At 39.8% G+C, this 22,339-nt stretch carries 19 protein-coding genes; 7 read left to right on the forward strand and 12 right to left on the reverse strand.

Annotation, left to right across the window (positions count from 1 at the left end; translation table 11 throughout):
- Positions 1-91 precede the first annotated feature (91 nt).
- Positions 92-517: an aspartyl protease family protein gene (locus H9X96_RS16480; protein WP_187667341.1), complete on the reverse strand. Its 426-nt coding sequence runs from the start codon at positions 515-517 to the stop codon at positions 92-94.
- A gap of 5 nt (positions 518-522) precedes the next feature.
- Positions 523-1,461 carry a malate dehydrogenase gene (gene mdh / locus H9X96_RS16485; RefSeq protein WP_187667342.1) on the reverse strand — a complete coding sequence of 313 codons (939 nt, stop codon included), beginning with the start codon at positions 1,459-1,461 and terminating at the stop codon, positions 523-525.
- Between the two features lie 260 nt (positions 1,462-1,721).
- On the opposite strand from mdh, the gene H9X96_RS16490 reads away from it, so the two are divergent.
- The 4 genes from H9X96_RS16490 (at position 1,722) to H9X96_RS16505 (ending at position 8,194) form a co-directional block, all read left to right on the forward strand.
- The gene (locus H9X96_RS16490) at positions 1,722-2,207 is read left to right on the forward strand and encodes a lipocalin family protein (RefSeq protein ID WP_187667343.1); all 486 of its coding nucleotides are present in this window, start codon (positions 1,722-1,724) and stop codon (positions 2,205-2,207) included.
- Between the two features lie 116 nt (positions 2,208-2,323).
- The gene (gene dnaE / locus H9X96_RS16495) at positions 2,324-6,754 is read left to right on the forward strand and encodes a DNA polymerase III subunit alpha (RefSeq protein ID WP_187667344.1); all 4,431 of its coding nucleotides are present in this window, start codon (positions 2,324-2,326) and stop codon (positions 6,752-6,754) included.
- 134 nt (positions 6,755-6,888) lie between these two features.
- On the forward strand, positions 6,889-7,206 hold the full coding sequence (gene trxA, locus H9X96_RS16500) for a thioredoxin (protein ID WP_062550270.1): 318 nt from the start codon (positions 6,889-6,891) through the stop codon (positions 7,204-7,206).
- A 67-nt stretch (positions 7,207-7,273) separates the two neighbouring features.
- Positions 7,274-8,194, forward strand: coding sequence for a DUF58 domain-containing protein (locus H9X96_RS16505; RefSeq protein ID WP_187667345.1), 921 nt, complete (start codon positions 7,274-7,276; stop codon positions 8,192-8,194).
- Here the strand turns inward: H9X96_RS16505 and H9X96_RS16510 are convergent.
- From H9X96_RS16510 to H9X96_RS16535, 6 genes are read right to left on the reverse strand one after another with little or no spacing between them, the layout of a single operon-like run.
- Positions 8,191-9,387, reverse strand: a complete 1,197-nt coding sequence (locus H9X96_RS16510) for an aspartate aminotransferase family protein (protein ID WP_187667346.1) — start codon at positions 9,385-9,387, stop codon at positions 8,191-8,193. The two genes, H9X96_RS16505 and H9X96_RS16510, sit on opposite strands and share 4 nt — an antisense overlap.
- A gap of 15 nt (positions 9,388-9,402) precedes the next feature.
- Positions 9,403-9,855 (reverse strand): hypothetical protein, encoded by a 453-nt coding sequence (locus H9X96_RS16515; protein WP_187667347.1) that lies wholly within the window; start codon positions 9,853-9,855, stop codon positions 9,403-9,405.
- Between the two features lie 37 nt (positions 9,856-9,892).
- On the reverse strand, positions 9,893-10,549 hold the full coding sequence (locus H9X96_RS16520; RefSeq protein ID WP_187667348.1) for a hypothetical protein: 657 nt from the start codon (positions 10,547-10,549) through the stop codon (positions 9,893-9,895).
- Complete coding sequence (locus H9X96_RS16525; protein ID WP_187667349.1) at positions 10,530-11,090, reverse strand: RNA polymerase sigma factor; 561 nt, start codon at positions 11,088-11,090, stop codon at positions 10,530-10,532. The genes H9X96_RS16520 and H9X96_RS16525 overlap by 20 nt, the downstream gene beginning before the upstream one ends.
- Before the next feature lie 53 nt (positions 11,091-11,143).
- Positions 11,144-12,103: a transketolase family protein gene (locus tag H9X96_RS16530; protein WP_187667350.1), complete on the reverse strand. Its 960-nt coding sequence runs from the start codon at positions 12,101-12,103 to the stop codon at positions 11,144-11,146.
- Positions 12,104-12,105: 2 nt separating this feature from the next.
- On the reverse strand, positions 12,106-13,050 hold the full coding sequence (locus H9X96_RS16535; protein ID WP_255431144.1) for a transketolase: 945 nt from the start codon (positions 13,048-13,050) through the stop codon (positions 12,106-12,108).
- A 153-nt stretch (positions 13,051-13,203) separates the two neighbouring features.
- Here H9X96_RS16535 and H9X96_RS16540 point away from each other — a divergent pair, with 153 nt between their 5' ends.
- Positions 13,204-14,487 carry a sugar MFS transporter gene (locus H9X96_RS16540; RefSeq protein ID WP_187667352.1) on the forward strand — a complete coding sequence of 428 codons (1,284 nt, stop codon included), beginning with the start codon at positions 13,204-13,206 and terminating at the stop codon, positions 14,485-14,487.
- A gap of 252 nt (positions 14,488-14,739) precedes the next feature.
- Positions 14,740-16,248 (forward strand): response regulator, encoded by a 1,509-nt coding sequence (locus tag H9X96_RS16545; protein WP_187667353.1) that lies wholly within the window; start codon positions 14,740-14,742, stop codon positions 16,246-16,248.
- 21 nt (positions 16,249-16,269) lie between these two features.
- Here H9X96_RS16545 and bcp read toward each other — a convergent pair whose 3' ends face one another.
- The 4 genes from bcp to H9X96_RS16565 all read right to left on the reverse strand — a co-directional run bounded on the left by bcp (position 16,270) and on the right by H9X96_RS16565 (position 19,682).
- Positions 16,270-16,734, reverse strand: coding sequence for a thioredoxin-dependent thiol peroxidase (gene bcp, locus H9X96_RS16550; protein WP_187667439.1), 465 nt, complete (start codon positions 16,732-16,734; stop codon positions 16,270-16,272).
- Between the two features lie 4 nt (positions 16,735-16,738).
- Positions 16,739-18,460, reverse strand: coding sequence for a M23 family metallopeptidase (locus H9X96_RS16555; RefSeq protein ID WP_187667354.1), 1,722 nt, complete (start codon positions 18,458-18,460; stop codon positions 16,739-16,741).
- A gap of 5 nt (positions 18,461-18,465) precedes the next feature.
- The gene (locus H9X96_RS16560; protein WP_187667355.1) at positions 18,466-19,077 is read right to left on the reverse strand and encodes a fumarylacetoacetate hydrolase family protein; all 612 of its coding nucleotides are present in this window, start codon (positions 19,075-19,077) and stop codon (positions 18,466-18,468) included.
- 89 nt (positions 19,078-19,166) lie between these two features.
- On the reverse strand, positions 19,167-19,682 hold the full coding sequence (locus H9X96_RS16565) for a T9SS type A sorting domain-containing protein (protein ID WP_255431145.1): 516 nt from the start codon (positions 19,680-19,682) through the stop codon (positions 19,167-19,169).
- A gap of 196 nt (positions 19,683-19,878) precedes the next feature.
- Here H9X96_RS16565 and H9X96_RS16570 point away from each other — a divergent pair, with 196 nt between their 5' ends.
- Positions 19,879-21,831: a KUP/HAK/KT family potassium transporter gene (locus H9X96_RS16570; RefSeq protein WP_187667356.1), complete on the forward strand. Its 1,953-nt coding sequence runs from the start codon at positions 19,879-19,881 to the stop codon at positions 21,829-21,831.
- Positions 21,832-22,339 lie beyond the last annotated feature (508 nt).

The raw sequence follows: 22,339 nt of genomic DNA on the forward strand, positions 1-22,339 counted from the left end.
ATACAAAAGGAGGTGCCCGATAAAGGTACCTCCTTTTGTATAAACTGGTTTTATTGAGCTTATTGAAAGCTTTTCTAGGGAAGTGCAGGGCCTATTCACTGTATAAAAACAGCTTCAGCTTTTTATAATTGATCACTGCCTGGTATTTCAGGAGCACATCACTGCCAATAATGCCCGCAATCATGGGATGTCCCATTTGATCATAAGCCTGGTTCACACTCTCCAGATCCAGGGCTACAGTTTCATAGTCAGGAATGATCAATCTCCCCATTTTGATTTTTGGGATGGTCGCCTGAATTGTGCTGGAGGTAGCAAAAAGTGTAGTAGCCTGGGTTTCCTCAGTATACGCAAGTTCTGAAATATTGTTCTTGATCAATGCCACGTCAAAGACGGAACGGGAGGCTCCTGTGTCTAAAACAGCAAAACACTTCTTCCCAAAAACAACAATTTCCACCAAAAGGTGGAAACCGTCATCGTGTAAATTTATTAAGGTTAAGGGAACAGTAATCGTTCTCATTAAATTTATACTAGTTTCATGTCATGTAAAACACTGTTCATGGCACGGACTGCATCTGCACTTTTATTGAAGGATGCTTGTTCTTCATCATTCAATTTATAATCAATTACTTTTTCCCAGCCATTGCGGCCAACAATTACTGGGACACCTAAACAGATGTCTTTCTGGCCATATTCACCATCAAGGGCTACACAGCAGGTAAATAATTTCTTTTCATCACGTACAATGCTTTCTACCAAAGCTGCACCTGCTGCTCCTGGAGCATACCAGGCAGAAGTGCCTAAAAGACCAGTTAATGTAGCGCCACCAACCATTGTATCTGCGGCTACTTTGTCTAAAGTTGCTTTATCCAGCAATTCCGTTACCGGTAAACTTTGATAAGTGGCATAGCGTGTCAATGGAATCATGGTTGTATCGCCATGACCACCAATTACAAAACCCTGAAGGTCATTTGAATTGCAATTTAAGGCTACGCTTAAATAGTATTTGAAGCGGGCGCTGTCTAAAGTTCCGCCCATACCTATAATTCTGTTTTTAGGTAATCCTAGTGATTTTAAGGCCAGATAAGTCATGGTATCCATTGGATTGCTGATCACAATTATGATGGCCTCTGGAGAGTATTTAAGAATATTTTCTGCGACACCTTTAACGATTCCTGCATTGATTCCAATCAGTTCTTCACGTGTCATTCCCGGTTTACGCGGTAAGCCTGAAGTGATGACTGCTACTGTTGATCCTGCAGTCTGACTATAATCATTTGTAACCCCTTTTATTTTTGTATCAAAGCCCAATAGAGTGGCCGTTTGCATCATGTCAATTGCTTTGCCTTCTGCAAAACCTTCTTTGATGTCTAATAAAACAAGCTCTTCTGCTAATTCTTTTCTGGCAATATTATCTGCACAAGTGGCGCCTACAGCGCCGGCACCTACAACCGTTATTTTCATAATGAATCTGATTTTATTTTAATAGCAACAAGCTTAGGGCTTGTTTACAGGGGTTAAATCTATTGTTTTTAAATGCGCATTGATAAAGTAATTTACAATATTATTAATTATTAAAGCAAAGCCAACCTGGTTACGCCTCCTGCCGAAGTTATAAATTTAGGTCAGTTTAAAAAACGCTTTTTAAAACTTTCTTCAACCTTGCTGGTTTTATGATAAAGAATTTACATTTGCTTAATAGTCGCAAACAAATAGAACCTATTATGGATAATGTACCTGTAGAAAAAGTTGATATTATGTTGTATGCAGGGAAGTGGTACTCTTTATATTCGATTCCCACTTTCATTGATAAACATTGGCGCCAAACTGTGGAGACTTATGTGATCCATCCTGATGGCTATTATGCTGTTTTTACTGGTTATAAAGTACAGGGAGAGGATAAACAAAAGTACTTCAGGTCTAAACTTTTTGTAGTACGCGGAAGTCGGAATGCCCGCTTTAAAGCTGAATTTATCTGGCCGGTAAAAGTGGATTACTGGGTGATCGAACTGGCTGAGGATTACTCTTATGTAGTAGTTGGCCATCCGAAATTCAAATACCTTTTCATTATGGCGAGGAAGCCTAATATTCCTGAAGATTTACTTATAGAAATTATAGACCGCTGTCAGAAAAAGGGTTACGATACCAGTAAACTGGTTTCTCAGGAACACAAATCTTCCGGACCAATTCCGGCAGTCCATTCTATGTAAAAATTACGGTTCTTCTAGGTAAAATTCCCTGCTTCAATTATTGGAAGAACTGAAATTTCCGTATTTTTGAGCAATCATATTGATTTCTAAAAAGACGATTTTCTAATTACCTAGCTATGTATTTGATTTTTGATACCGAAACGACGGGATTGCCACGCAATTGGAATGCGCCGATTACAGATACGGATAATTGGCCCAGATGTATTCAAATTGCCTGGCAGTTACATGATGAACTTGGAAATCTGATCGAACACCAGGATTATCTGGTAAAACCTGAAGGCTTCAATATCCCTTATGACGCAGAACGAATTCATGGTATTTCGACAGAATTAGCCGACGAACAGGGTATTTCACTAGCAGAAGTATTAGATAAATTTAATGTTGCCCTTTCAAAATCTAAATTTGTTGTTGGACAAAATATTGGCTTTGATGTCAATATTATGGGATGTGAGTTTCACCGTTTAGGTGTAGAAAGCCCGATGAGTACCATGCCTGTGCTGGATACTTGTACGGAAGTAACGGCAGAATTATTGAAGATTCCAGGAGGTCGAGGAGGTAAATTTAAACTGCCTACACTTACAGAATTACACCAATACCTTTTTGGAACCCCATTTTCAGAAGCCCACAATGCTACAGCAGACGTGGAGGCAACCACGCGTTGCTTCTTGCAGCTGATCAAGATGGAGGTGTTTACGCTGGAGCAATTACAGGCGGATGCCAACTATATTCCGACCTTTAATAAGCAAAATCCAGGGACAATAGAAAGGATAGGTTTAAACCATGTAAACCTTAAATCCGCTTCTGATGAAATCAGAAAAAGGCTGCAAAAAACTGAGGCCCCGAAAGTATCTAAAAAGACACTGGAAGAGAACAAGCAGGAACTGGCCAATGTCGCCTTTGCCCATTTGCACAACCATACGCAATTTTCGGTTTTACAATCCACCATCAATATTCCTTCTTTAATCAAAGCCACAGCCGCGCATAAAATGCCAGCTGTAGCAATGACCGACCATGCGAATATGATGGGGGCTTTCCATTTTGTGGCGCAGATTCTGAACCATAATAAGGGAGTGGAGACCAGGAATAAGGAAGCCATGGAAAAAGGAGAAACACCTGATGAGGTCATTATTAAACCCATCGTTGGTTGTGAATTCTTTGTCTGTGACGACCATTTAGATAAGAAAAGAAAGGATGACGGATACCAGGTCGTATTACTGGCGAAGAACAAACAAGGGTACCATAACCTGGCAAAAATGTCTTCTATCGCTTATACGAAAGGATTTTACTATATCCCAAGGATTGATAAGGCTGTTATAGAGCAATATAAAGACGATATCATTGTCCTGTCTGGTAACTTATATGGTGAGATTTCCAGCAAATTGCTGAACCTTGGTGAAAAACAAGCTGAAGAAGCATTGTTGTGGTGGAAATCGCAATTTGGTGAAGACTTCTATATTGAAGTGATGCGCCATAGCCAGGAGGATGAAGACATTGTCAATGTTTCTTTAGTCGCGCTGGCTAAAAAACACGATGTAAAGGTGATTGCCACGAACAATACCTATTATATCAATAAAAAAGACGCCAATGCCCATGATATTTTATTGTGTGTAAAAGACGGAGAGAAACAAGCAACACCAATTGGTCGTGGCCGTGGATACCGTTTTGGCTTACCAAATCAGGAGTATTATTTCAAAACTCCTGAAGAAATGAAAAACCTTTTCGCTGATTTACCAGAGGCGATTATCAACATACAGGAAATTGTAGATAAAATAGAAATCTACAAGCTCGCCCGTGAAGTCCTTTTGCCTAAGTTCGATATTTCTGAAGAATTCCTTGTAAAAGAGGATGAAGAAGATGGTGGTAAAAGAGGGGAGAATAAATATTTACGCCACCTGACTTATGAGGGAGCGAAAAAACGTTACGGAATAATTACGGACGACATTGCCGAGCGTCTGGACTTTGAATTACAGACGATTGAGAAGACCGGATATCCGGGATACTTTTTGATTGTACAGGATTTTATTGCCAAAGCCAGGGAACTTGATGTGTCTGTAGGACCTGGAAGGGGATCTGCAGCGGGATCTGCGGTGGCCTACTGTTTATGGATTACCAATATTGACCCCATAAAATACGATTTGCTATTTGAGCGTTTTTTGAATCCAGACCGTGTTTCCATGCCCGATATCGACATCGACTTTGATGATGAGGGCCGTGGAAGGGTAATGGACTATGTAATTAATAAATATGGAGCCAATCAGGTGGCACAGATCATCACCTATGGTACTATGGCCGCCAAATCTTCTGTGAAGGATACGGCAAGGGTGCTGGATTTGCCGCTTTATGAGGCAGAGAAAATTGCCAAGCTGATTCCTAACATGAAACTGGCAAAAATATTCACACTGGATGAGAAGAGCCTGAAAGGCGCACTTCGGGCAGATGAATATGAAAAGGTGCTGGAGTTAAAATCTTTGGCAGGTGCCAATGATTTGGGTGCAAAAACATTAGAACAGGCGCAAATCCTGGAAGGCTCACTAAGAAATACAGGGATTCATGCCTGCGGGGTAATCATTACACCAAGCGACATTACTAACTTTGTACCAGTAGCCACCGCCAAAGATTCAGACCTGTATGTCACTCAATTCGACAACTCCGTTGTAGAAAGTGCCGGTCTGTTGAAAATGGACTTCCTGGGGCTAAAAACACTTACACTGATTAAAGACACCGTAAAACTGGTTAAATTCAGACATAAGATAGACCTCGATCCGGATAATTTCCCGATTGATGATGCGAAGACTTATGAACTGTTCCAGCGTGGAGAAACTATCGGAATCTTCCAGTATGAGTCTAACGGGATGCAGAAGTACATGAAGGAATTAAAACCTACAGTTTTTGGGGATTTAATTGCCATGAACGCACTTTATCGTCCGGGGCCATTAGAGTATATCCCATCTTTTGTACGTAGAAAAAACGGCGAAGAGGAGATCAAATATGACCTTGATGCTTGCGAAGAGTATTTAAAAGAAACTTACGGAATTACCGTATACCAGGAACAGGTGATGCTTCTTTCACAGAAACTTGCCGGATTTACCAAAGGTGAGGCCGACGTATTACGTAAGGCGATGGGTAAGAAGCAAAAAGATGTACTGGATAAGATGAAGCCTAAGTTCGTAGCTCAGGCTGCAGAAAAAGGACATGATCCTATAGTACTAGAGAAGATTTGGAAAGATTGGGAGGCATTTGCTTCTTATGCTTTCAATAAATCTCACTCTACTTGTTATGCTTGGATTGCTTACCAAACGGCCTATTTAAAAGCCCATTATCCAGCCGAATACATGGCTGCGGTACTTTCCAACAACATGAGTGACATCAAGCAAGTCGCCTTCTTTATGGAAGAATGCAAGCAGATGGGCGTTTCTGTACTGGGACCAGATGTAAACGAATCGGGTACTAAGTTCTCTGTAAACACGAGTGGACAAGTGCGTTTTGGGCTTTCTGGAATCAAAGGAGTAGGAGAGAAAGCGGTAGAAAGTATCATCATTGACCGCAATGAAAATGGTCAATATAAGAGTGTTTATGATTTTGCCAAACGTTCCAATACCCGTACCGTTAATAAGAAAGCTTATGAAAGTTTTGTCTATAGCGGTGCTTTTGATGGCTTCGGGTACCATAGGGCACAGTATTTCTTTGTTGGCATTAATGATAAAATGAATGGCATTGAGAAGATGATCAAGTTTGCCAATGACTTCCAGAACAACGAGTCTTCTGCACAATCTTCTTTATTTGGTGGAACGGCTTCTGATATGGTGTACGAACCTAGTTTACCAGTATCTCCCGAATGGAGTCTGATCGACAGGCTAAAATATGAGAAAGATGCCATTGGGATCTTTTTAAGTGGGCACCCGCTCGATAATTATAAATTAGAACTTAAAGAATTTTGCCAGCATAAAGTCAGACACCTTTCTGTAGTCAATAAGATCAGAACCGGCGACTCTACCGAGGAAGTCCTCGCGGAGTTCGAAGGCATCAAGAATAAAGAACTGGTAGTAGGTGGATTAGTGGTGATTTCTGCGCAAAGAATGACAAAGACCGGTAAACCCTTTGGAACCATTGTGTTCGAAGACTATGAAGATACCTGTGAACTGGCCCTATTTGGTGATGATTTTATCAAGTTTAAACAATTCCTGACCGATGGCTATTTCTTGCAGATCAGAGGTAGGGTAGGAGAACGTTTCAGAAAAGAAGGAGATTGGGAGTTCAAAATCACTTCTATTCATTTACTTTCTGAATTGCGTGATAAACTGGCGAAAAGTGTGACGATTCAAGTGCCTATTGAAAAGATTACCGATGATTTCATGTTGAAAATCAATGCGATACTGGAAGAGAACAAGGCCAGTACTGACCACCAGACTTGTCAGTTGCTGTTCGATGTTTATGATAGAGAACAGAACGTAAACGTGAAACTGCCTTCCAAATCATTGAAGATAAATCCTAATAATGACTTTTTGGAGCAGTTAACTGCTTTGAATGTAAATCCTAAGTTGAACTAATGTCATTTTGGCATTGTCAGGGTGATGGCATTACAATTGATTATATCTTTGCACAGAGTTTGGATTTAAAGATTAGATTTGCCGATTCAAACTAATAGACGATACAATAAAAAACTAATTAAAAAATAAGAATTATGGCTTTGGAAATTACAGATGCAAACTTCGAGGAAGTTGTATTAAAATCAGATAAACCCGTTTTGGTTGATTTTTGGGCAGAGTGGTGTGGTCCATGTCGCATGGTAGGACCAGTAGTAGACGAGATCTCAAAAGAATACGAAGGAAAAGCGATCGTAGGTAAAGTAAATGTGGACAATAACCCTCAAATCTCTACTCAGTTCGGTATCCGCAACATTCCAGCCTTATTGTTCTTCAAAAACGGTGAAGTTGTAGATAAACAAGTTGGTGCTGTTCCAAAATCAGTATTGGCACAAAAATTAGATGCACAGTTGTAATCAACTCAACATATACTAGTTAGAAAAGCGTTCATAGATTTATGAACGCTTTTTTTATATTTACCCTATGCAGTATCCAATTGATGAGCAAGGCATCTCGTTTCATGGCAATCTTGAATTATTAGCCAAACAAGTTGTAGAAGGCTTTATAACCGGGCTTCACAAAAGTCCTTTCCATGGTTTTTCTGTGGAGTTTGCGGAACACCGACTATATAATGTAGGAGATAGCGTAAAAAACATCGACTGGAAGCTTTTCGCAAAAACAGACAAGCTCTTTAGTAAACGCTTCGAAGAAGAAACTAATTTGAGATGTCAGTTTATTGTGGATGTTTCATCTTCCATGTACTTCCCGTCTGGAGAATATAATAAACTTAATTTTTCTGTACAGGCGACTGCGGCGTTGATCTATTTATTGAAAAGACAAAGAGATGCTTTCGGGCTCAGCTTATTTTCCGATCATTTATTACTGAATACCCCTGCTAAATCTACCACTGCTCATCAGAAATACCTGTTCAGTCACCTGGAAAAAGCCTTAAGTAAAACAGAAATGAACCTAAAAACCAATGTGGCACAAGCCTTACATCAGGTGGCAGAACTGATCCATAAGCGTTCATTGGTCGTGATTTTTAGTGATATGCTGAATAGTAATCAGGGGGAGGAGCACTTGGAAACATTGTTTTCAGCGCTTCAGCACTTGAAGTTCAACAAACATGAAGTGGTGATTTTTAATGTGACAGACAAATCCAGGGAAGTAGATTTCGAATTTGAAAACCGGCCGTATGAATTTATAGATATGGAAACGGGGGCTACTATTAAAGCACATGCTGCAAATCTGAAAACAGAATACCTCAGCAGAATGAGCAAATACAGACAGGCCATCCAGCTGAAATGCAACCAATACAAAATCGACATGATCGATGCCGATATTGCTGCTGGATTTCAACCTATATTGGAGGCCTATCTGATCAAAAGGCAAAAAATGAGTTAAGTGGATGCAACTACTGCTGCTACATTTCTTAGCATCACTTCGCAGGCATATTCAATTTCTTCATGTGTAATGATCAATGGTGGAGCTACGCGCATAGAGTTACTGCAATGCAGGAACCAATCGCTGATCACACCATCGGAAATACAGGCATCAATGATTTTTTTATTGATCTCAAAATTTTCAAATTCAATGGCCATCATTAAACCTTTTCCACGTACCTCTTTGATGGCAGGGTGAACCAATAGTTTTTTAAATAATTCTCCCTTTTCTTCCACACCAGCTACGATGTTTTCTTTTTGGATGGTTTGCAAAGTCGCCAAGCCTGCTGCACAGCTCACTGGGTGGCCGCCAAAGGTAGTGAGGTGTCCCAAAATAGGGTTTGTTGCCAAGGCCCTCATGATCTCCGTAGAACTGATGAATGCACCGATTGGCATACCGCCACCGATACCTTTAGCTAGTAAAAGAATGTCAGGAGCAATCCCGTAATGTTCAAAACCAAACATCTTTCCTGTACGTCCAAAACCGCATTGAATCTCGTCCAGTACTAACAAGGTGCCTGTGGCAGTACATTTTGCTCTTAGCGCCTCAAAATAGGCTTTATCGGCAGTTCTAAGACCAGCCTCTCCTTGTACGGTCTCCATAAATACTGCTGCGGTGCGTTCTGTAATCAGATCAAGGTCTGCGGTTACATTAAAATTGATAAATCGGATGTCGGGAAGTAATGGCCTGTAGGCTTGTTTGAATTCTTCATTGCCCATTAGGCTTAAAGCCCCCTGGGTACTGCCATGGTAAGAATTATGGCAGGAAATTATTTCCGAGCGACCGGTATATCTTTTGGCCAGCTTCATGGCGCCTTCTACGGCTTCTGCACCGGAATTCACGAAATAGGTACAGTTTAAATGACTTGGGAGCACATCTGCTAAGGCTTTAGCAAAGTTTACCTGCGGACTCTGAACAAATTCGCCATAAACCATGATGTGCATGTAGTTTTCCACTTGCTCCTTCACCGCATTTACTACTGCAGGGTGACAATGGCCAACATTACTCACACCAATACCGGCAATTAAATCCAGGTATTTTTTGCCTGCAGTATCGTAAAGATACATACCGCTGGCTTTAGTGAATTCTAAAAGAAGTGGCTCTAGTGTAGTTTGGGCGTTATGTTGAAGGAATAATTGACGTTGTGTAAGCATACACAAAAATACAAATTAATTCCGCTCAGGCCTGCCATTTTTGTATCTCGATAGGAGTTCTCTTTTAAAAGTCTCCTGAGCGCGATAATATTTTCCTACGGTTTTGATCGGCAGGCTTGATTTAAATTTGCCAAAATACTTTTTATCAATTAATAAGTCTTTTTGTTTAAAGTCCAACTCATTCACAATCAGGTTTTGTATTTCTGTATCTGACAAATCGTCTATTTCAGTACTCTTTTTAAAGCTGATCATATTTTGATACTTTTCTTTACGCAGCGCAGATTGTTCTCTTTTGTAGTCATTGTATATCGGCCAAAAAATCTTCGCTTCTTCCTCAGAAAGGTCTAATTTCTGTGTTAAATAGCTAATTCTTAAAGATTCGATTTCAGGAGATCTACTTCCGGACTTCTGTGCGGAAGTAAAGAAGGGCAGCATAAAAAGAATTGAGGCAACAATTATATTTTTCATTGAGGTATTATTTTATTAGTGATGAAGAGATCAAAAATTATAGATCTGAAGCAATTTCATTTTGGCTGTAATTGCTGAGAATATAGTTTTCTAAATCAGCATCTGCTACCGAAGGTTGTTCCTGCGTGAGGCGATTAGATTGAATATGTTCTATAATGGTACTTTCGTCAATATCAAAAAGCATCTGTTCTGTGGCGACCTCAGCCGAAAGCGGAAGCGCTGCTGTGGAATTTGTATTTTGATAAAAATACATACCCAAGGCACTCACCAATACAAAACAGGCTGCGGAAGCATATTTAAGCGACTTAGAATGCCATAGGCGAATGGTTTTTGCCACTTTCTCTTCCGTCGTTTTTGCAGCAATCTTTGCCTGCAGCTGCTGGAAATAATCCTGAGGGACAGTATAACCAACCACTTCTGCCTGAATTTTCGCAGCAAGTGATTCGAAGTAACCTTCTGGCATACTAAATCCCGATTCTGGTCTGCTTGTTTTCAGATCATCCAAAAATATGGCCTCATGAATGTGCGTAGGCAGTTCTTCAAAATAGCCTTTTGGAATAGAAAAAGGATGTTTCAGGTCTAAGCCGGCCAGGTGAGGGGCTTCGTTCATCCATTCGCTATTTTCTAAATCATTTTCCATTGCATAAGTATTGATACATTTCAGAGCAAAAGGTTTAAAAGGTAATGTCCTCATTTAGCATAAAAGTTTCCACTTTTTTTACTGCGATATGAAAAGAGGCTTTTAAGGCACCTACACTGGTTCCTGTGATCTCCGCAATCTCCTCATATTTAAGGTCGTCAAAATACTTCATGTTAAAAATCAGGCGTTGTTTTTCCGGTAAGGTCAACAGTGCCTGTTGCAGTTTCATCTGGATTTTATCTCCATTGAAATAAGAAGAAGCAACAAGGCTTTCGGCCAGTTCTTCGGAAACATCATCCAAGGGAGTATTGTTGCGCTGTTTCTTTTTATTCAGGAAAGTAATAGATTCATTGGTGGCGATGCGATAAATCCAGGTATACAATTTGGAATCGCTGCGAAATTTGTCCAGATTTTTCCAGACTTTCACGAAAACTTCCTGAACCAGGTCGTCCGTATCATCATGGTCGATCACCAATCGGCGGATATGCCAATAGATCTTTTGCTGGTACTTTTGAAGAAGCAGGTTAAAGGCTTCATTGCGAGTCTCCTTACTGGAGAATTTCTCTAAAATTTCTGAATCTTCAACCTGCTTCATTTATAGTGTTTAATCTGTTAATATGGACAGATATATTTAACGCCAGTTAAGGCTTATTTATTGGCTCTTTTCATTACTTTTTGAACAGCTTCAACGATATTGATCGTATCTAAACCGTACTTCGTCATCAATTGATCAGGAGTACCGCTTTCTCCGAAGCTATCATTTACAGCTACAAATTCCTGAGGTGAAGGAAGTTCTGTAGACAATAATCTGGCTACACTTTCTCCAAGACCACCAAATTTATTGTGTTCTTCGCAAGTCACTACGCAACCTGTTTTCTTCACAGATTTTAAGATTGCAGCTTCATCCAATGGCTTAATCGTGTGAATATTGATGATTTCCGCATCGATACCCAATTCTGCCAATTGCTCACCAGCTTCAATTGCTTTCCAAACCATGTGTCCGGTGGCCACGATAGTCACATCAGTACCTTCGTTGACCATCCATGCTTTGCCGATCTCAAATTTTTGATCAGGATCAGTAAATACAGGAATTACTGGTCTGCCGAAACGTAAGTAAACAGGACCTTCAAATTCGGCGATCGCAATGGTTGCCGCTTTAGTCTGGTTGTAATCACAAGTGTTGATCACGGTCATGCCCGGAAGCATTTTCATCAAACCGATATCTTCCAAAATCTGGTGAGTTGCCCCGTCTTCACCTAGTGTTAAACCAGCATGAGAAGCACAGATTTTTACATTTTTATTTGAATAAGCAACAGACTGTCTGATCTGGTCATAAACCCTTCCTGTAGAGAAGTTGGCAAAAGTTCCTGTGAAAGGAATTTTACCACCAATAGTTAAACCAGCAGCGATACCGATCATATTTGCTTCGGCAATACCAATCTGGAAAAAGCGCTCAGGGAATTCTTTAATAAAGGCATCCATTTTCAAAGAACCTACCAAATCCGCACAAAGTGCAACTACTTCCGGGTTTTTCTGTCCTGCTTCAAGTAATCCTGCTCCAAAACCAGAACGGGTATCTTTCTTTTCAGTATATGTGTACTTTTTCATGCTTAATAGTCTTTTAGGGTAGAAGGTAATTGTGCTAAGGATGCGGCTAATTGCTCGTCATTTGGAGCAATACCATGCCATTTGTGTGATCCCATCATGAAATCTACACCATTACCCATGATGGTGCTCATTAAGTTTAAAATCGGTTTGCCTTTACCGGTTAAAGATTTAGCATAATGTAAAGCTTTAACAATATCAGTCATATCGTTGCCGTTAGACGTGATCACGTGCCATCCGAAAGCTTCGAATTTAGCCTGTAAACTCTCTAATGAAAGTACTTTTTCTGTAGGACCATCAATCTGCTGTCCATTATAATCAATAGTAGCAATCAAATTATCCACCTTATTGAATGGTGCATACATGATGGCTTCCCAATTTTGGCCTTCCTGTAATTCTCCGTCCCCTAATAACACATAAACTGTGGAATGGTCCTTATTTAATTTCTTCGCTTGTGCAGCTCCAATGGCTACAGACATGCCCTGACCTAATGATCCGGAAGCAATTCTGATACCTGGAAGGTGCTCATGCGTAGTTGGGTGTCCTTGTAATCTTGAATTTAATTTTCTGAATGTCGCCAATTCACTCACTTCAAAATAACCTGATCTCGCCAGGGCACTATAGAAAACTGGTGAAATATGTCCGTTAGAAAGGAAAAATATATCTTCTCCTATTCCATCCATTTTAAAATCAGTAGTGTGGTTCATCACATCAAAATACAATGCAGTCATAAAGTCTGCACATCCTAATGATCCTCCGGGGTGGCCTGATTGGCAACCATGCACCATTCTAACAATATCTCTTCTTACTTGAGAAGCGATATCTTCTAATTCATTGATTGTATGTTTCATTAATTGGGGTTGTTGATTAATATGACAAATGTAATTAAAAATACTTTGGACGTAACATGTTAAGCTAAAGTTGGGTAGAAAGGCTTGAAATACAACCATTACCTGGTTTTTGTTTTATTTTTCTATCGATTTATCAATATAAGCTTGTTATTCCGTAGAATTCTATATTTTTAGGAACTTTTATGTTCGATTTTGATAAAAATACTAACCAAACTTCAAAAAATTGATAACTAAAACCACACAAAATAAATCATGACAAACCAAACACAAAAATCAGTCATTTCGCCCATTGTAACCATTGGGGCTTTATTCTTCATCTTTGGCTTCGTGACCTGGGCCAATAGTACCTTAATTCCGTTTCTAAAGATAGCTTGCGGACTTAAAACAGATTTTGAAGCCTTTCTGGTAACCTTCGCGTCGTACATCGCTTACTTTTTCCTAGCCCTTCCTTCTTCATGGATCTTAAAAAAACTGGGATTTAAAAACGGAATTATTATAGGCCTACTGATTTTGGCGTTCGGATCTTTAATTTTTATTCCTGCGGCAGACAGCAGAAGTTTTGGCTTGTTCTTAACCGGTATCTTTATCCAGGGAGCAGCCCTTTCGCTATTACAAACGGCTTCTAACCCTTACATCAGCATCATTGGTCCAATAGAAAGTGCAGCAAAACGCATGAGTATCATGGGGCTGTGTAATAAATTTGCCGGGGTAATTGTACCAATTGTAATGGGTACTATTTTCCTTAAAAATGCAAGTGCAATTGAAAGCAAAATCGCTGACATCGCTACTACAGCTGCAGAACGTGAAGTTTTATTACAAGAAGTTTTAGGACGTGTACACACACCTTATATCGTATTGGCAATTGTGTTCACACTTTTTGCTGTATTTATTAAATATTCAAATTTGCCGGAAGTTGACTTAGATAAAGAAGATGAAGTAATTGAGGGAGAAGTTAAAGTTACAAAAACCTCGATCTTCCAATTCCCTCACCTTTTCCTTGGTGCCTTCTGTATTTTCGTTTACGTCGCTGCAGAGGTTATGGCGGGTGATATCATCGGTGTATATGGAAAATCATTAGGTATCAGTGCTGATATTACCAAGTACTTTACCACCCTTACCTTAGCCAGTATGCTGGTAGGTTATGTGATTGGTATTATTGTGATCCCTAAATATATTACGCAGCAATTTGCTTTAAAAATCTGTGCGATTTTGGGGGTGATTTTTGTAGGTGCTGCTTATTTAACGCATGGCTATACCTCCGTGATTTTCGTAGGTTTATTAGGACTGGCGAATTCATTAATGTGGCCGGCAATCTTCCCTCTAGGGATCAAAGGCCTGGGTAAATTCACTAAAACCGGATCAGCGATTATGGTAATGGGTATTGCAGGTGGTGCGGTTTGGCCATTGATTTACGGTTACCTGAAAGATTATTTACACATGGATTTCCAGCTGGCATTCTTTGTGAGCGTGCTTCCTTGTTACTTATACATCTGGTATTTTGCAGTAGCCGGACATAAAGTTCGTACTAAAGGATAATATAAATAGGCGGCAAACAGCCTAAACCATAAAAAAGGGAGAAACATTCGTTTCTCCCTTTTTTATGGTTTAGGAATCCTGAACAACCATTCTTTAAATGCAAAATGGTTGTTGCTCCAGTAAGTTTTTTGAACCGGGCTTATCTCCTTAATACTGAACAAAATGAATGCCCGATCAGAAGTCTTAATCGCACATAAAACAGTATTTTTGTCCTTATTGTTTGCCTGGGGGGCTTAACTTTAATGTGTGTGTATGGCAATTTCTACCTTTAGAAGGGGGGAGAATAGTGTTCCAGCTTTAGGGACAATATATCTTTTAGTGTCCTTTATCGTACTTTGTATGGTGTTCAGTTACTGGATAGTCCTTTCTACGGACAACCAGCAATTCCGTATCTGGTTTTCAATTTTTTCCTGTATTGCAGTCCTGGTCGCCTGTCAATTCCTGATCCAACAGTGTAAAAAGGTCTTTAAAACTAAGCTGCAAATGCCGGAAAATGATCGGCTTCATCAAATCATAGCACAAAAAAACAAAAAATTAAACGGAATGGCCCTGGAGCTGGTTAAAGAGCAGGAAATCAGGGAAGCTTCTGAAAAAGCTAAACAAATATTTCTTGTCAATATCAGCCATGAAATACGCACCCCTATGAATGGAATTATGGGTTTCGCACAGTTATTGGAAGCATCTTTGGTGGATGAAGACCACCATCAATCCCTTCAGCTGATCATCAAATCGGCCGATCAGCTGATGGCCATCCTCAATGACATCCTCGACTTTTCCAGGTTGGAATCCGGAGACATCAATTTTCAAAACCTTCCTTTCACACTTAAAGATACTGTGCATTCCATTTATAGGATGATGGAACATAGCGCAAAATGTAAAAATCTGAACTTTAGCTACGAGATTCCTGATACCCTGCCCGAAGTGTTGAGCGGTGATGCGCTTCGTCTGGGGCAGATTTTATTGAATCTCACCTCTAATGCCATCAAATTCACTGAAAAAGGTGAAGTGAAAATTTCTTTGAGGGCAGTAGAAGAGCAAGAAGATACGATCTCCATTGGATTTCAATTGCACGATACAGGAATAGGGATTCCAATGAATAAACAGCAGAAAGTATTTGATTTCTTTGAGCAGGTCACCAATGATACCTCCAGAAGGTATGCGGGAACTGGACTTGGTTTAAGTATTGTAAAACGTCTGGTAGAGCTGCAGGGCGGTGCAGTGGCGATGGACAGCGTGGTAGGTCGTGGCTCAGATTTCTACTTTACCATGAATTTTCAGAAAGTATCGGAGGAATTGAAAACACAGACCATAAATAGCCGGGAATCGAGAATGCAGCAGCCTATCCTGCAAAATGGAAAAGGAATTAAAGTGCTGATCGTGGAGGACAATCCGATCAATCAACTGCTGGTTGTTAAAGTGCTTGAAAATCAAGGTTATGAAATTACCCTGGCTGGCAATGGCCGGATCGCATTGGAACAATACGAAAAGCAATCATTTGATATTATCCTGATGGATTTGCAGATGCCGGAATTGGATGGTTATGAAACCACACGGATTATCCGAAAGATGCCCGGCGATAAAGGTGAGATCCCGATCGTGGCTATGACCGCCCATACGATCAAAGGTGAGCTGGAAAAATGTGTCAGTATCGGAATGAATGATTATATCTCTAAGCCTTTTTATGCTTCAGAGCTGTATCAAAAGATAGAAATCATCATAGAAAAAGCCAGATCCAGGATAGTTTCCGATCAAAAATCCTAAATCTGGCTCTTTCAGTGTTAGTTATGCGTTCAGTAATTCCAATACCTGAGCTGTCGCATTCTTGGTATCCACCTTCGCAATGATGTGCGTAATGACGCCGTTTTCATCAATTAGGAAGGTTTTTCTATTAGTGCCCATATACTTCTTACCATACATATTCTTCTCGCCCCAAACACCATAAGCCTCCACGATCTTTTTGTCGGGATCAGCAATTAATGTAAAAGGAAGTTCGTATTTGCTGGCAAATTTCTGGTGAGATTGCTCAGAATCTACACTTACACCCAATACCACAATGCCCTTCGAAATTAAGCCCTGGTAATTGTCTCTGAAATCACATGCCTCCGCAGTACAACCCGGAGTATTGTCTTTTGGATAGAAGTAAAGTACCACCTTTTTTCCTTTAAACTGGTTCAGGGAAATTGCATTTCCATCCTGATCCGTTGCGGTAAAATCAGGCGCTGCCTGACCTGCTGTTAATTCAGTCATCATACTATTTATAAAATGTAATTGAATAATTTCTATTGTTGCCTTTCATATCGCTCACAATCAGTTCCAGGCTATGTTTCCCTGGCGCAATACTGCCATCAAAAGTATGCCATAAACTGGCAGTTTTAGCATCAAACTCCATCAAAATCCATTTGCCGTCTACATAGCCATTAAAGCTTTTCAATCCGGAAAGGTTATCTCTTAGTTTGAATGACATCTTACTAATTCCGGCCATATTCTTTCCATCACTGATATTTAACGGCGTCAGTGTTGGGGGAATGGTATCTATCGCGATGTGGAAACGGCCAAAGTTTCTTGGTGTAGCTTTCACGTAACCATTGTCAAAACTACCGCCTTGAGAACCACCACCAGAATTAACGATCAATGCTTTTTCTTTATACTTCAACAAACTGCTATCGGCTTTAATCCAAAGCTCAAAACCAAGGTGAAGCGGCGTCAGGCTGTTATGAATCTGATGTGCTGCAGAGAAAGCATTGCCTGCAGGTTTAGGAAAAGCTTTATACTGGAAGTTCAGATCATTGTATAAAGTGCCTTTAGGAAAGATCACTTTTACTTCTGAATTGTTAAATTCGTTTACATTGCCATACGCATAACGAATTCCTGTGGCCATATCTGGAGTTTTAATCACTGCTTTCGGATCCGACTGCACCTTAAACTGCAGCACACTTTTATTTCCTTTACCATCAGTAATGATGTATTTTAACTGATGCAGTTTGTCATCATTAAACTCGATCCTGCCATTATTCACAAGATTGCTGTAGATGCCCAATGGATTTCCAGGATCTACAAAACTCTTTTGAATGCTTCTTTTTGTATTTATAAATGTAGGATAGTCAATGTGTGAATTGATCGCCTTGCTGTTTTCAAATTTGAAACGTTCCATCGCAGAGGTGAAAATGATTTTACCATCCAGCTCCAATTCAATAGAATATACGCCATTGGTGCCCGAAGCACCATTGTGCTTGTCGGTGCTGATTACTCCGAATCCAACTTCTCCATCTAAATGAATTGTGTTTACCTGATTCAGGGCGTAATTGCCGGAACCACCCACTACCTGAAAATACTGTTTTGGTGTCAGTTCATTAAAAGGTAAATGGTTTAAACGGTAGGTGTACATCGCATAAATTACCGGAGGGATATTATCAGGGATTTCAAAACCAAATAATTGTGGGTTAATGATGGCTTCTGTCTTCGTATCCCTGATCTCAAAATGTAAGTGAGGACCACCGGAGCTTCCTGTATTGCCTGTGTAAGCTATAATATCTCCCTTGCGGACAGGTAATAGTAGGTTTGAGGGAAAGGTGTCAATTTCATAAGATTTTTTTTGATACTGTAAGGTTTTCACCTGCTGTGCAATTTTAGAATTAAAACGCGATAAATGGCCATACACGGAAGTGTAGCCATTCGGGTGTGTCAGGTAAACTGCCAGTCCAAAGCCGCTATTTTGTACCCTCAACCGGGAAACGAAGCCGTCGGCGATGGCATATACCGGATAGCCTTCCCGCTGATTGGTGCGGAAATCCATTCCTGAATGAAAATGATTAGGACGGAGCTCTCCAAAAGAACCGGCCAGTGCTGGAGGAACAATATCCAACGGTGACCTGAAATCTACCAATGGATATTTCTGAGTACTAAAAACCTGCTGGGCATTTACTGCAAAACTAAAAAACAGCAGGCTCAGCAATAACAATTTCGCTTTTATCATGAAACCTATTTTATATCAAAATTTAACAACTGCTGGCCATCCATCCAGGCTTCCAATTTATCACCCTCATGTACTTGTCCAACGCCTTCTGGTGTGCCTGTAAAAATCAGGTCTCCTTTTTTTAAGGTGAAATATTGAGATATAAAAGAAATCAGGTATTCGAAAGAGAAGATCATGTCTTTTGTGTTTCCTTGCTGTCGGACTGCTCCATTGATCTGAAGTTCAAATGGAAGCTGATGCAAATCGCTCAGCTGTGCTTTTGGCACAAAAGCGCTCACCGCCGCACTGTGGTCAAATGCTTTCGCTAATTCCCATGGTAAACCTTTTTCTTTATGACGGGTCTGAATGTCTCTTGCAGTAAAGTCAATTCCCAGACCCACTTCTTCAAAATAATTACCTGCAAATTTTTCCGCAATATGTTTTCCTTCTCTGCAGATTTTCAAAACCACTTCCAGTTCATAATGTATGTCGGAAGAAAACTCAGGAATGTAAAAAGGCTTGTTTTCTCTTAAGGCAGCTGTATCCGGTTTTAGAAATATAACCGGTGTCCCCGGAATAGGGTTGTTTAATTCTTTGGCATGCGCAGCGTAGTTGCGGCCAATGGCAATGATCTTCATCTTCAGATTTGGGATTAATAATTATGGAACTAACAAGATTCGGTCCTGAAAGTTTCTTCCTCCCCAAAAATACTAAAGAATAGGGGGAATTATAAAACGGAAATACGTTTTACTATGGTTTCAGAGCCAGAAATGATCTTCAGGAAATAGATTCCACTATTTAACCGGTTGGGAATGGTATAGCTTTTTGTTTGCTCACCTGGATTAATGCGTTCATTTGCAAGGGTTACCACTTCATTGCCTAGCAAATCCATGATTTTAACGGAAAAGTTAGACTCCCTGTCCAATTTCAAAATCAGGTTGATCTGATCTGTTACCGGATTTGGATATACTTTTAAGACCGTCAGAATTTTATCTACTTTTATAGTCGCATTTCCTTTTGCACTCGACAATACCTCATTATAAGGAATGTAACCGAACGCAGATTTAGGCTTATACGTAGGGACATTGGCTTTGATTTGCGGAGTCTTGTAAATTTTCTTTGCCCTTACATTGGAGATGGTGCTGTCCTGTCGCTGTGCTAAAACATTTAGACCGCAGAAAACACTCAGGCATATAATGCAAGAAATCTTCAAGAGCAGCTTAATTTGTAGTTTTATATTCATGCTTGGATAGTTCCAAAAATATAAATAAAAAAACAAAATAATCAATCATTTTGTTCGCTAATTTAATATTTAACAATATTTAACAACTTATGGCGTTCTGTCTTGTTTGTATTTTCAACCATAATTAGTCTACTAAAATTTTATGGGATTGTAAATTTGTTTATTTACTGTAATTTTACCGCATAATTATAACAAGGTGTCGAATCAGAAAAATTTAAATGCGCTCAGTGCCGGAGGGTTACTCATAAGTTTAGGTATTGTATATGGAGATATTGGAACCTCACCACTCTATACCCTAAAAGCGATTTTCACAGCAGTTAAAGGAGCAGGGCAAGCGGTGACCCCAGAGTTGGTACTTGGTGCGATTTCCTGTATCATCTGGACGTTGACCTTGCAAACGACGATTAAATACGTTGTCATTACCCTTAAGGCCGATAACAAAGGAGAGGGAGGGATTTTTTCACTCTATTCTCTGGTCAGGAAGAATGCCAAATGGCTGGTCATACCCGCCGTTATCGGAGGATGTGCCATGCTCGCCGATGGAATTATTACCCCCAGTATTACGGTAACTACCGCTATTGAGGGATTACAGCTGAAATTTCCGGATGTACCAGTTATCCCAATCGTTATTGCCATTATTACCGGACTTTTTATCATCCAGCAATTTGGAACCAACCTCGTTGGGAAATTGTTTGGACCAGTCATGTTTTTATGGTTCAGTGCCTTAGGGATCTTAGGTTTGCTATTTGTCGTACAGGATTTCAGTATCCTAAAGGCTTTGAATCCTTATTATGCCGTAATACTGTTGATCCATAATCCCGCTGCCTTACTTATTCTAGGTGGTGTTTTCCTTTGTACTACAGGAGCGGAAGCCCTGTATTCAGATATGGGACACTGTGGCAAAAACAACATCAGAGTGAGCTGGGTATTCGTGAAAATCATGCTGATTTTAAACTACCTCGGACAAGGGGTGTGGGTATTACACAGACCACATTATGAAGTAGAATTAAACCCTTTCTTTGAAATTGTTCCTCCTGCATACCTGTTATTTATGGTAGCGCTAGCTACTTTAGCAGCGGTGATTGCCAGTCAGGCGATGATTACTGGTTCCTTTACCTTGATTTCTGAGGCAGTAAGGTTAAACCTTTGGCCAAAAGTGAGGATCAATTATCCAAGTAATCAAAAGGGACAAATCTATGTACCTTCCATCAACTGGTTATTGTGGCTGGGTTGTGTGGCCATCGTGCTGATCTTTAAGAAATCCGGTGCAATGGAGGGAGCCTATGGTCTGGCGATCAACTTAACATTCTTATCTACTACGATCCTTGTAGCGGCCTATATGAAACGTAAAAAGGTACCAGTCTACGTGATTGTGATCTTCTTAGTGATTTATGGCGTATTAGAATCCACCTTCCTGGTAGGCAACCTTGCCAAATTCTTCCATGGTGGCTGGATGACCGTATTGATCGGTTCTGCCCTATTTACCGTGATGTGGAGCTGGTATGTAGCTAGAAAAATCAAAAATAGATTCGTTAAATATGTAGAGATTGAAGATTACTTCCAGATCATTTCTGAGCTGAGTGTAGATGAATCTGTACCTAAATATTCTTCTCAACTGGTGTATTTAACCAGTGCGAACTTCAAAACAGAAATTGAGTCTAAAATCATTTACTCGATCATTCAGAAAGAACCTAAACGTGCCGATATCTATTGGTTGGTGCACGTAGATGTAGTGGATGAGCCGTATACAAGAGAATATAAGGTGGAATTCCTGATCCCAGGGAAACTGATCCGTATTGACTTTAAACTGGGTTTCAGAGTAGAGCAAAGTGTAAATCTACTCTATAGAAAAGTAATCGAAGACCTCGTGAAAAATGGTGAAGTAGACATTACCAGTCAGTATACCTCTTTAAATAAACATAAAATTGCAGGAGATTTCAGGTTTGTGTTGTTAGAAAAACACTTGTCGAAATTCTCTAAACTGAGCTTCTATGAGCGCAGTGTGATGGATTATTACTTCATCCTGAAACGCTTCAGTCTTTCTGAGGAACGAAGTTTCGGGCTGGATTCCAGTTATGTGGATGTAGAGAAAGTTCCTTTGATCTTTGTCACACCAGACGATATAGAATTGACAAGATTGCCGGTGTAACACACTTATATCTTTGTTTGAAGGCTGTTTATATTCATTTATGAACAGCCTTTTTTATATAAAATTAGGTCCGTGTTAAATAAAAAAGGCTCCGGGGAGGAGCCTTTTAGTGTTGGTCTTCCGACCGAACAACTATAGGGATAATTATAGGAGGGCAATTTAATTGGTATAAATACCATACCTAAGGTAGGCAATTATTTTTTAAAAAGATAGCATTATGCGACAACAAGTAACTATTACGTTGTAAATTATAGTTTTTTGTGTTGTTTAATTTCGAAAAAAAATGCATGAATATGGAAATATTTATTTCATGTCAATTTCTGGTTGAGGTGCTGGGAATGAGTCCTGCATTCCCAATATATCTTTTTTTTTTGTTCAAAATTTTGACCTGATTTTTTTAGATATCTCCCTAAAGCAGTCCAATTTTATAGGGGATAACTTCACTATCTGTTTTGCTTTTCTTTTGCTCAACTATTGCTCAGGCAAAAAAACAGCAAAGTAAAGGGAA

It is taken from the genome of Pedobacter sp. N36a (assembly GCF_014472395.1).
Classification (GTDB): domain Bacteria; phylum Bacteroidota; class Bacteroidia; order Sphingobacteriales; family Sphingobacteriaceae; genus Pedobacter.

Coding starts and splice junctions, on each gene's coding strand:
- H9X96_RS16535 (WP_255431144.1), bottom strand. CDS start 13,050: ATGGTTGTATTTCAAGCCTTTCTACCCAACTTTAGCTTAACATGTTAC.
- H9X96_RS16555 (WP_187667354.1), bottom strand. CDS start 18,460: ATGATAAAAGCGAAATTGTTATTGCTGAGCCTGCTGTTTTTTAGTTTT.
- H9X96_RS16540 (WP_187667352.1), top strand. CDS start 13,204: ATGACAAACCAAACACAAAAATCAGTCATTTCGCCCATTGTAACCATT.
- H9X96_RS16560 (WP_187667355.1), bottom strand. CDS start 19,077: ATGAAGATCATTGCCATTGGCCGCAACTACGCTGCGCATGCCAAAGAA.
- H9X96_RS16480 (WP_187667341.1), bottom strand. CDS start 517: ATGAGAACGATTACTGTTCCCTTAACCTTAATAAATTTACACGATGAC.
- mdh (WP_187667342.1), bottom strand. CDS start 1,461: ATGAAAATAACGGTTGTAGGTGCCGGCGCTGTAGGCGCCACTTGTGCA.
- dnaE (WP_187667344.1), top strand. CDS start 2,324: ATGTATTTGATTTTTGATACCGAAACGACGGGATTGCCACGCAATTGG.
- H9X96_RS16520 (WP_187667348.1), bottom strand. CDS start 10,549: ATGAGGACATTACCTTTTAAACCTTTTGCTCTGAAATGTATCAATACT.
- H9X96_RS16565 (WP_255431145.1), bottom strand. CDS start 19,682: ATGAATATAAAACTACAAATTAAGCTGCTCTTGAAGATTTCTTGCATT.
- bcp (WP_187667439.1), bottom strand. CDS start 16,734: ATGACTGAATTAACAGCAGGTCAGGCAGCGCCTGATTTTACCGCAACG.
- H9X96_RS16510 (WP_187667346.1), bottom strand. CDS start 9,387: ATGCTTACACAACGTCAATTATTCCTTCAACATAACGCCCAAACTACA.
- H9X96_RS16545 (WP_187667353.1), top strand. CDS start 14,740: ATGGCAATTTCTACCTTTAGAAGGGGGGAGAATAGTGTTCCAGCTTTA.
- H9X96_RS16490 (WP_187667343.1), top strand. CDS start 1,722: ATGGATAATGTACCTGTAGAAAAAGTTGATATTATGTTGTATGCAGGG.
- H9X96_RS16515 (WP_187667347.1), bottom strand. CDS start 9,855: ATGAAAAATATAATTGTTGCCTCAATTCTTTTTATGCTGCCCTTCTTT.
- H9X96_RS16505 (WP_187667345.1), top strand. CDS start 7,274: ATGCAGTATCCAATTGATGAGCAAGGCATCTCGTTTCATGGCAATCTT.
- H9X96_RS16530 (WP_187667350.1), bottom strand. CDS start 12,103: ATGAAAAAGTACACATATACTGAAAAGAAAGATACCCGTTCTGGTTTT.
- trxA (WP_062550270.1), top strand. CDS start 6,889: ATGGCTTTGGAAATTACAGATGCAAACTTCGAGGAAGTTGTATTAAAA.
- H9X96_RS16525 (WP_187667349.1), bottom strand. CDS start 11,090: ATGAAGCAGGTTGAAGATTCAGAAATTTTAGAGAAATTCTCCAGTAAG.